Raw genomic sequence first — 9697 nt, 5'->3', positions numbered from 1 at the left:
AGCAGCGGCCGGTCCGCCGGGCGGTCCTGCCCGTACGTCTCGATCAGGGCGGTCGCCTCGATCGGGTCGCCGAGCGTGGTGCCGGTGCCGTGCGCCTCGACCGCGTCGACCTCGTGCGGCGCGAGGCCCGCGTCGGACAGGGCCTGGCGGATGACGCGTTCCTGGGAGGGGCCGTTGGGGGCGGTGAGGCCGTTGCTGGCGCCGTCCTGGTTGACGGCGGAGCCGCGGACGACCGCGAGGACCCGGTGGCCGTGGCGTACGGCGTCGGAGAGGCGTTCCAGAACGAGCATGCCGACGCCCTCGCCCCAGCTGGTGCCGTCGGCGGAGGCCGCGAAGGCCTTGCTGCGGCCGTCGGGGGCCAGGCCCCGCTGGCGCGAGAACTCCAGGAAGATCGTCGGGGTGGGCATGATCGCCGCGCCGCCGACCAGCGCGAGCCCGCACTCGCCGCGGCGCAGCGACTGGACGGCCATGTGCAGGGTGACCAGGGAGGAGGAGCAGGCGGTGTCGACGGTGACCGCGGGACCTTCGAGGCCGAGGGTGTACGCGATGCGGCCGGAGGCCACGCTGGACGAGCCGCCGGTGATCGCGTAGCCCTCGTACTCCTCGGGCACCTGGCCGAGCCGGGCCGTGTAGTCGTGGTACATGAGCCCGACGAAGACGCCGGCGTCGGTGCCGCGCAGTCCGGTCGGGTCGATGCCGGCCCGCTCCAGGGCCTCCCAGGAGGTCTCCAGGAGCAGCCGCTGCTGCGGGTCCATCGCGACGGCCTCGCGCGGCGAGATCCCGAAGAACCCGGCGTCGAACTCGGCGGCACCGTGCAGGAACCCGCCCTCGCGGACGTACGACTTGCCGGACTTCCCGGGCTCGGGGTCGTACAGGCCCTCCACGTCCCAGCCGCGGTCGACGGGGAATCCGCCCATCGCGTCGGTGCCGGTGGCGACCAGCCGCCACAGGTCCTCCGGCGACTCCACGCCGCCGGGGAACCGGCATCCCATGCCGACGACGGCGATCGGCTCGCTGCTGCGCTCGTCGATCTCCCGCAGTCGCTGCCGGGTGGTGTGGAGGTCGGTCGTGACCTTCTTCAGATAGTCGCGGAGCTTGTCCTCGTTGGACATGGACATTCGACCAACACTCCTCATGAGATGCCGAGTTCGCTTTCGATGAAGCTGAAGATTTCGTCGTCGCTGGCCGACTCGATGGCCGCGAGGACGGGTTCGTCCCGGGGCGGCTCGGTGTCGGGCGCGGTGTGCCGCGGGTCCTGGGGCCGCTGTGCGGGCTCCGGTGGGGCGAGCCGGTCGAGCACCCGGTCGGTGACGGCCGCCGGGGTGGGGCAGTCGAACAGCAGGGTGGTCGGCAGGCGCAGTCCGGTGGCGGCGTTGAGCCGGTTGCGGAGCTCGACCGAGGTGAGCGAGTCGAAGCCCAGCTCGGAGAAGGCGCGTTCGGGTTCGACGGCCTCGGGGGTTCCGTGGCCGAGGACGACCGCGGCGCACTGGCGGACGAGTTCGAGGACGGTGTGCCGGCGTTCCTCGGGGTCGAGGCCGGACAGTCGCTGCGCGAGTCCGTCGGGGTGCTGCGGGGCGCCGGCCGTCGTGCGGGCGGCTTCGGTCCTGCGGGCCGGTACGCGGACCAGGCCGCGCAGCATCGGGGGCGGTGCGATGCCCTCGCCGGCCGCGCGGGCGCGCAGGGCCGTGGTGTCCAGGGCGACCGGGACGAGCAGGGGCGCCTCGTCGGCCAGGGCCGTGTCGAGCAGCCGGAGTCCCTCGTCGGAGGCGAGGGGTGCGACGCCGGAGCGGGCCATGCGGGCGATGTCGGTGTCCGTCAGTTCGCCGGTCATTCCGCTGGCCTGCCGCCACAGGCCCCAGGCCAGGGAGACGGCGGGCAGTCCCTGGGCCCTGCGCCGGTGGGCGAGGGCGTCGAGGAAGGCGTTGGCGGCGGCGTAGTTGGCCTGGCCGCCGAGGCCGAGGGTGCCGGCGACGGAGGAGAACAGGACGAACGCGGCGAGGTCCAGGTCGCGGGTGAGCTCGTGCAGGTGCCAGGCCGCGTCGGACTTGGGGCGCAGGACCCGGTCCACCTGGTCGGGGGTCATGGCCTCGACGGTGGCGTCGTCGAGGAGGCCCGCGGCGTGGACGACGGCGGTCAGCGGGTGGGCGGGGTCGATGCCGTCGAGCGCGGCCCGGAGGGCGGTGCGGTCGGCGGCGTCGCAGGCCGCCACGCGGGCCTCGGCGCCGAGTGCGGCGAGTTCCGCCACGAGTTCGGCCGATCCGGCCGCCGCCTCGCCCTGACGGCTCGTCAGGAGGATTCGGCGGGCGCCGTGTTCGGTGACGAGGTGGCGGGCGACCAGGCGTCCGAGCGTTCCCGTGCCGCCCGTGATCAGTACGGTCCCGTTCTCGTCCAGCGGGCGCCGGGAGGCGTCCGTCGCGGGTTCGGCGTGGACCAGGCGGGGCGCGTGGGCCTGTCCCGCCCGCAGGGCGAGCTGGTGCTCGGCGCGGGCGAAGGCGGTGGCCACGGCGGCGGGGAGGGCGGCGGCGGAGGCGTCGCCGGAGGCGACCGCGTCGGTGTCGACCAGCGCGAACCGGTCCGGGTACTCGGTCTGTACGGTACGGATCAGGCCCCAGGCGACGGAGGCGGCGAGGTCCGTGACACCGGCCGTGGGCGCGGTGGCGACCGCTCCCCCGGTCACCACGGCGAACCGGGTTGCCGCCAGGCGCTCGTCGGCGAGAGCCCGCTGGACGGTGCCGAGCAGCTCCCGGGCGATCCGGTGCCCGGTGGCCGCCGGATCGGCGGCCGCGTGGGCCGGGTCGGCCGGGTCCGTGGCGACGGGGACGACCAGCAGGTCGGGTGCGCGCTCCCCCGCGTCGAGTCCGGTGAGCAGTGCGGTCAGGTCGTCGTGGGCGGCGGCGGTGTCGAGGCCGGGTACGGCGCCGGGGAGGCCGAGGACCGCGACGGTCCCGGGTCCCGTGGCGGACGGTGCCGCGTCGAGCGGGACCGGGGACCAGCGGACGGCGAAGAGCGTGTCCGAGCGCCGGGCGAGTCCCGCGAGCCGCTCCGGTTCGACCGGGCGCATCACCAGCGCGTCGACGGTGGCCACCGGCTGTCCCGCCGGGTCCGCGACCGACACGGCGACGGCGTCGTCGGCGGTACGGGAGAGGCGTACCCGGAGGGTGGTGGCACCGTGGGCGTGGAGCCGGACGCCGTTCCAGGCGAACGGCAGCAGGGGGCCGCCGGCCGTCGTCGGGGCCGTGCCCGTGGCCGGGGCCGTACCCGTCGCCGGGTCGGCGTCGAGCAGGCCGATCGCGTGCAGGGCGGCGTCCAGGGCGGCCGGGTGGAGGCCGAAGTCCTCGCCGGCCGTGCCGGGTCCGGGCAGCACCACGTCGGCGTACACCTCGTCGCCCAGGCGCCAGGCCGCCCGCAGTCCCTGGAACACGGGGCCGTACTCGTACCCCTGCGCAAGGAGTTCTCCGTAGCGGTCGCCGAGGTCGAGGGGCCGGGCACCGGCCGGGGGCCAGGCCGTGTCGGCCGGGGCGCCGGCCGGTCGCCGGGGTGCCGGGGGCGAGCCAGCCGTCGGCGTGCCGGGTCCAGGGGCGTGCCGGGCCGTCGCCGGGCTCCTCGGTGCGGGAGTGCACGGAGACGGGACGGCGGCCGGAGGCGTCGGCGGGGCCGACGACGACCTGCAGCTGGACGGCCGTGTCCTCGGTGAGGACGAGCGGGGCGTGCAGGACGAGTTCGTCGAGGTCGGCGTGGTCCACGTGGGAGCCTGCGTGCAGGGCGAGGTCGACGAAGGCGGTGCCGGGCAGCAGGACGGTGCCGAGGACGGCGTGGTCGGCGAGCCAGCGGTGGTCGCGCGGTGCGATCCGGCCCGTGAGGACCACGGGGCCGTCGTCGGCGAGGTCGAGGCAGGCGGTGAGGAAGGGGTGCCCGGCCGCCGCCAGGCCCAGGTCGTCCGGGGTCGTGGTGCGGCGGGCCGGCTCCATCCAGTGGCGCTCGCGCTGGAACGCGTACGTGGGCAGGTCCACGCGGCGCGGGCCGTGCAGCTCGTAGAGCCGGGTCCAGTCGACGGGGAGTCCGCGGACGTACGCCTCGGCGGCGGACGCGGCGAAGCGGCGCAGGCCTCCGTCGTCGCGGCGCAGCGACCCGACGGCCAGGAGGGGTTCGGTGCCGGTCTCGGCTTCCACGGTCTCCTGGATCCCGGCGGAGAGCACGGGGTGGGCGCTGACCTCGACGAAGGACGGGTGGCCGTCGCGGGCCAGCAGGGCGACGGTCTCCTGGAAGCGGACGGTGCCGCGCAGGTTGCGGTACCAGTAGGCGGCGTCGAGGGGTTCGTCGCCGATCCGGCGGGCCAGCAGGGTCGAGTAGAACGGGATGTCCGGGGTGCGGGGCGCGATCGGGGCCAGGGCGGTCAGGACGTCGTCCTCGATCTCCTCCACGTACGCCGAGTGCGAGGCGTAGTCGACGGGGATGAGGCGGGCGCGCTCGCCCGCGGCCCTGCAGGCCTCGACGAGTGCCTCCAGGGCCTCGGGTTCGCCGGCGACGACCGTGGACCGGGGGCTGTTGAGGGCGGCGACGCCGAGGCGGTCGCCCCAGGGGGCGAGGTGCTTCTCGGCCTCGTGGGCCGGGAGGGCGAGGGAGGCCATGCCGCCGCGGCCGGCCAGGCGGCGGCCGATGGCCCGGCTGCGCAGGGCCACGACGCGGGCCGCGTCCTCCAGGGACAGCGCACCGGACACGTACGCGGCGGCGATCTCGCCCTGCGAGTGGCCGACCACCGCGGCGGGCTCCACCCCCCACGAGCGCCACAGGGCCGCGAGGGAGACCATCACCGCGAAGGACACCGGCTGGACGACGTCGACGCGGTCGAAGGACGGGGCGTCCTCGGCGCCGCGCAGGACGTCGGTCAGCGACCAGTCCACGAAGGGCGCCAGGGCGGCTTCGCAGGCGTCGATCGACGCGCGGAACGCCGGTGCGGTGTCCAGGAGTTCACGGCCCATGCCGATCCACTGGGCACCCTGGCCGGGGAAGACGAACACCGCCCCGGAACCGGCCCGGCCGCTCGTCTCACCGCGTATGACGGAGGCGGACTCCCCCGCGTCGGCGAGCGCCCGCAGGCCCGCCTCGAGCTCCGTACGGGCGGAGCCGAGCACCACCGCGCGCCGCTCGAATGCGGTGCGGGTGACCGCCGACGAGAAGCCGAGGTCGAGCGGCGACAGGTACGGGTCCGCTTCCAGGTGCTCGGCGAGCCGGGCGGCCTGGGCGCGCAGGGCGTTCTCCGACCTGGCGGACAGGACGAGCGCCGCGGGGGCGTCGGCGTCGCGCGCCGGGGCGGCCGGCCGGGGCTCGGGCGTCGGTGCCTGTTCGAGGATGACGTGGGCGTTGGTGCCGCTGATGCCGAAGGAGGAGACCGCGGCGCGGCGGGGGCGCCCGGTCTCGGGCCAGTCCACGGCCTCGGTCGTCAGCTCGACGGCACCGGCGGACCAGTCCACGTGCGGGGACGGCTCGTCGACGTGCAGCGTCTTGGGGACCAGGCCCTCGCGCAGCGCCATCACCATCTTGATGACCCCGCCGACACCGGCCGCCGCCTGGGTGTGCCCGACGTTGGACTTCAGCGAGCCGAGCAGCAGGGGGCGGCCCTGGGTCCGGCCCTGCCCGTAGGTGGACAGGAGCGCCTTGGCCTCGATGGGGTCGCCGAGGCGGGTTCCGGTGCCGTGGGCCTCGACGACGTCCACGTCCGTGGCCGTCAGGCCCGCGCGGTCCAGGGCCTGGCGGATCACGCGTTCCTGGGCGAGGCCGTTCGGGGCGGAGAGGCCGTTGCTGGCGCCGTCCTGGTTGATCGCGGAGCTCCGGAGCACGGCCAGGACGGTGTGTCCGGCGCGTACGGCGTCGGAGAGGCGTTCCAGGACGAGCATGCCGACGCCCTCGCCCCAGCTGGTGCCGTCGGCGGCGGCCGAGAAGGCCTTGCTGCGGCCGTCGGGGGCCAGGCCCCGCTGCTGGCCGAACTCGACGAACATGCCGGGCGTGGCCATGACGCAGGCGCCGCCCGCGAGGGCGAGGGTGGACTCGCCGTCGCGCAGGGACTGCACCGCCATGTGCAGGGCGACGAGGGAGGAGGAGCAGGCGGTGTCGACGGTGACCGCGGGACCTTCGAGGCCGAGGGTGTACGCGATGCGGCCGGAGGCGACGCTGGTGGTGCCGCCCGTCAGGAGGTAGCCCTCGGCCCCCTGCTCCGGTTCGTGCAGGCGCGGGCCGTAGTCCTGGGCCATGGCGCCGACGTAGACGCCGGTGCTGCTGCCGCGCAGCGCGTGCGGGTCGATGCCGGCCCGCTCCAGGGCCTCCCAGGAGGTCTCCAGGAGCAGCCGCTGCTGCGGGTCCATCGCGACGGCCTCGCGCGGCGAGATCCCGAAGAACCCGGCGTCGAACTCGGCGGCACCGTAGAGGAAGCCGCCCTCGCGGACGTACGACTTGCCGGGCTTCCCGGGCTCGGGGTCGTAGACGCCGTCCAGGTCCCAGCCCCGGTCGTCGGGGAAGGCGCCGACGGCGTCCGTGCCCGAGGCGACGAGCCGCCACAGGTCCTCCGGCGACTCCACGCCGCCGGGGAACCGGCAGCCCATGCCGACCACGACGATCGGGTCCTCGTCGGTGCTCGCCCGGGCCGCTTCGGCGGGGCGGTCCTCCTCGGCCGGTTCGGTGAGTTCGGCCAGGAGGTGGTCCACGAGGGCCTGGGGGGTGGGGCGCTCGTAGACGAGGGTGGTCGGCAGCGGGAGCGCGGTCGCGGCCCGGAGGCGGTTGCGCAGTTCGAGGGCGGTGGTGGACTCCATGCCCTGGTTCTTGAAGGCGACGGCGGGGTCGACGGCGCCGGGGCCGTCGAAGCCGAGGACGACGGCCGTCGTGGAGCACACCAGGTCGAGCACCCGGCGCCGGCGCGCGGCGGCGTCCAGGGCCGCCAGCTCGGTGCGGAGCGAGGGCTCCTCGTCGGCGGTGCCGTGGTCCTCGCGCGGTGCGGCGGGGGCGGCGGCCGGAGTGGCGGTCGGGGCCGGTGCGGCGGCGTCGAGTTCGGGCAGCCAGTGGCGGCGGCGCTGGAAGGCGTACGTCGGCAGGTCGACGGGGTGCGCGCCGGGGAAGCAGGCGGCGAGGTCGACGGACAGGCCGTGGACGTGCGCCTCGGCGAGCGACTTCAGGAGCCGGTCGGGGCCGCCCTCGTCGCGGCGCAGGGTGCCGACGGTCGCCACGCGGATGGCGCGGGCCTCGGCGACGTCCTGGACGGCGGAGGTGAGGAGCGGGTGGGCGCTGGCCTCGACGAAGGCGGTGTGGCCGTCGGCGAGCAGGGCCTCGACGGTCTCCTGGAAGCGGACGGTGCCGCGCAGGTTGCGGTACCAGTAGGCGGCGTCGAGGGGTTCGTCGCCGATCCGGCGGGCCAGCAGGGTCGAGTAGAACGGGATGTCCGGGGTGCGGGGCGCGATCGGGGCCAGGGCGGTCAGGACGTCGTCCTCGATCTCCTCCACGTACGCCGAGTGCGAGGCGTAGTCGACGGCGATGCGCCGCACCCGGACGCCCTCGTGCTCCAGTTCGACGGCGAGGGCGTCGAGGGTGTCGGGTTCGCCGCAGACCACGGTGGCCGAGGGGCCGTTGACGACGGCGATCTCGACGCGGGCGAAGGGGCCCCGGAGGCGCCGGGCGACCTCTTCGGCGGGCAGGGCGACGGAGGCCATGCCGCCGCGGCCGGCCAGGCGGCGGCCGATGGCCCGGCTGCGCAGGGCCACGACGCGGGCCGCGTCCTCCAGGGACAGCGCACCGGACACGTACGCGGCGGCGATCTCGCCCTGCGAGTGGCCGACCACCGCGGCGGGCTCCACCCCCCACGAGCGCCACAGGGCCGCGAGGGAGACCATCACCGCGAAGAGGACGGGCTGGACCACGTCCACGTCGTCAAGCGACGGGGTGCCCTCGGCGCCGCGCAGGACGTCGGTCAGCGACCAGTCCACGAAGGGCGCCAGGGCGGCTTCGCAGGCGTCGATCGACGCGCGGAACGCCGGTGCGGTGTCCAGGAGTTCCCGGCCCATGCCGATCCACTGGGCACCCTGGCCGGGGAAGACGAACACCGCCCCGGAGGCGTCCCCGGTGGTCACCGTGCCCCGGACGATCGAGGCCGACTCCCCCGCGTCGGCGAGCACGCGCAGGCCCGCCTCGAGCTCCGTACGGGCGGAGCCGAGCACCACCGCGCGGTGCTGGAAGCCCGTTCGCGTGACGGCCAGCGAGTGGCCGAGGTCGGCGTCCGTGGCGTCGGGGTGGGAGGCCGTGTGGGCGAGCAGCCGGGCGGCCTGGGCCCGCAGCGCGGCCTCGGTGCGGCCGGAGAGCACCCACGGCGTCGTTCCGAGGGGCGCGGCCGTCGCGGTCCGTGCGGCTGCCGGGCGGGCGCCGGCGGGCGCCTCACCGAGGACCAGGTGGCAGTTGGTGCCGCCCATACCGAAGGAGGACACCCCGGCGTGGCGGGCCCGGCCCGGCTCCGTGGTCCAGTCCGCCAGGGCGGTCTGGACGCGGAGGCCCAGGCGGTCCATCGGGATGGCGGGGTTGGGGGTGACGTGGTCGAGGGTGGGGGGAAGCTGCCGGTGGCTCAGGCAGAGCGCGGTCTTGACGAGGCCGACGATGCCGGCGGCGCCTTCGAGATGGCCCACGTTCGTCTTGGCGGAGCCCACGGCGAGGGGCTGCCCGCCGTCGGCGCGGAGGGCCGCGCCGAGCGCGGCGGCCTCGATCGGGTCGCCGACCGGGGTGCCGGTGCCGTGCAGCTCGACGTACCCGATGTCCTCGGGGGCGACGCCCGCCCGGCGCAGGGCGGCGCGGATCACGTCCGCCTGGGCGTCGGGGTCGGGCACCGTGAGCCCGGCGCCGCCGCCGTCGTTGTTGACGGCTCCGCCGCGGATGACGCAGTGGACGCGGTCTCCGTCGGCGAGGGCGTCCCGGAGCCGCTTGAGGACGACGGTGGCACCGCCCTCGCCCCTGACGTAGCCGTTGGCGCGGGCGTCGAAGGTGTAGCTGCGGCCGTCCGGGGACAGGGCACCCATGCGCTCCATGCCCAGCGTGCTCTCCTCGGCCAGGATGAGGTTGACGCCGGCGGCGACGGCGATCGTCGACTCGCCGCGCCGCAGGCTCTCGCAGGCGAGGTGGACGGCGACGAGGGAGGACGACTGGGCGCAGTCCACGGTGAGGCTGGGGCCGCGCAGTCCGAGGAGGTACGAGAGGCGGTTGGCGATCAGGCCGCGGTGCAGGCCGGCGGCGGTGAGTCCGGAGATCGCGGCGGGCCCGGTCCGGCGCACCAGCGTGGCGTAGTCGTCGTTGATCACGCCGACGAAGACGCCGGTGGGGGTGGAACGGAGGCGGTCAGGGACCAGCCGCGCGTTCTCGAGCGCCTCCCAGGCGAGTTCGAGGGTCAGTCGCTGCTGCGGGTCCATCGCGGCGGCCTCGCGCGGCGAGATCCCGAAGAACNNCCGGCCCGCCTGCCGGTGCGCTCGTCCTTCGTGACCGCGCTGGTGCCGTCGGCCAGGAGGGTCCAGAACGCCTCGGGGGAATCGGCGCCCGCGACCCGGCAGGACAGGCCCACGACGGCGACGGCCTCGTCGGCGATCTCGTGGTCGGGGGCGGCGGTCCCCTCTTCTGAACGCATGTGAACTCGTGTCCCCTCGTCGTGGGCATGGCGGGTCGTGGGCATGGCGGGCGG

At 75.8% G+C, this 9697-nt stretch carries 3 protein-coding genes and 2 pseudogenes; all 5 read right to left on the bottom strand.

Annotated elements, in window-relative coordinates; genetic code table 11:
• A partial coding sequence (locus tag CCN56_RS18520) for a beta-ketoacyl synthase N-terminal-like domain-containing protein (RefSeq protein WP_373412868.1) occupies nt 1–1082 on the bottom strand: 1082 nt, incomplete at its 3' end.
• A 50-nt stretch (nt 1083–1132) separates the two neighbouring features.
• Nucleotides 1133–1639, bottom strand: a complete 507-nt coding sequence (locus CCN56_RS45855; protein ID WP_373412867.1) for an acyl carrier protein — start codon at nt 1637–1639, stop codon at nt 1133–1135.
• Nucleotides 1640–1903: 264 nt separating this feature from the next.
• Nucleotides 1904–3460: pseudogene (locus CCN56_RS45850) on the bottom strand (SDR family oxidoreductase); the annotation flags it as partial.
• Nucleotides 3461–3668: 208 nt separating this feature from the next.
• Nucleotides 3669–9431, bottom strand: a pseudogene (locus tag CCN56_RS44650) (type I polyketide synthase); the annotation flags it as partial.
• Entirely contained in the window at nt 9410–9643 is a 234-nt protein-coding gene (locus CCN56_RS44645; RefSeq protein ID WP_256962031.1) for a beta-ketoacyl synthase N-terminal-like domain-containing protein, read from the bottom strand. The pseudogene CCN56_RS44650 and the gene CCN56_RS44645, both read right to left, overlap by 22 nt.
• Between the last annotated feature and the right edge of the window lie 54 nt (nt 9644–9697).

The sequence above is a fragment of the Streptomyces sp. NRRL B-24572 genome (genome assembly GCF_002156145.1).
Taxonomy (GTDB): Bacteria; Actinomycetota; Actinomycetes; order Streptomycetales; family Streptomycetaceae; genus Streptomyces; species Streptomyces vietnamensis.
This window is presented reverse-complemented; position numbering and strand designations above follow the sequence as displayed.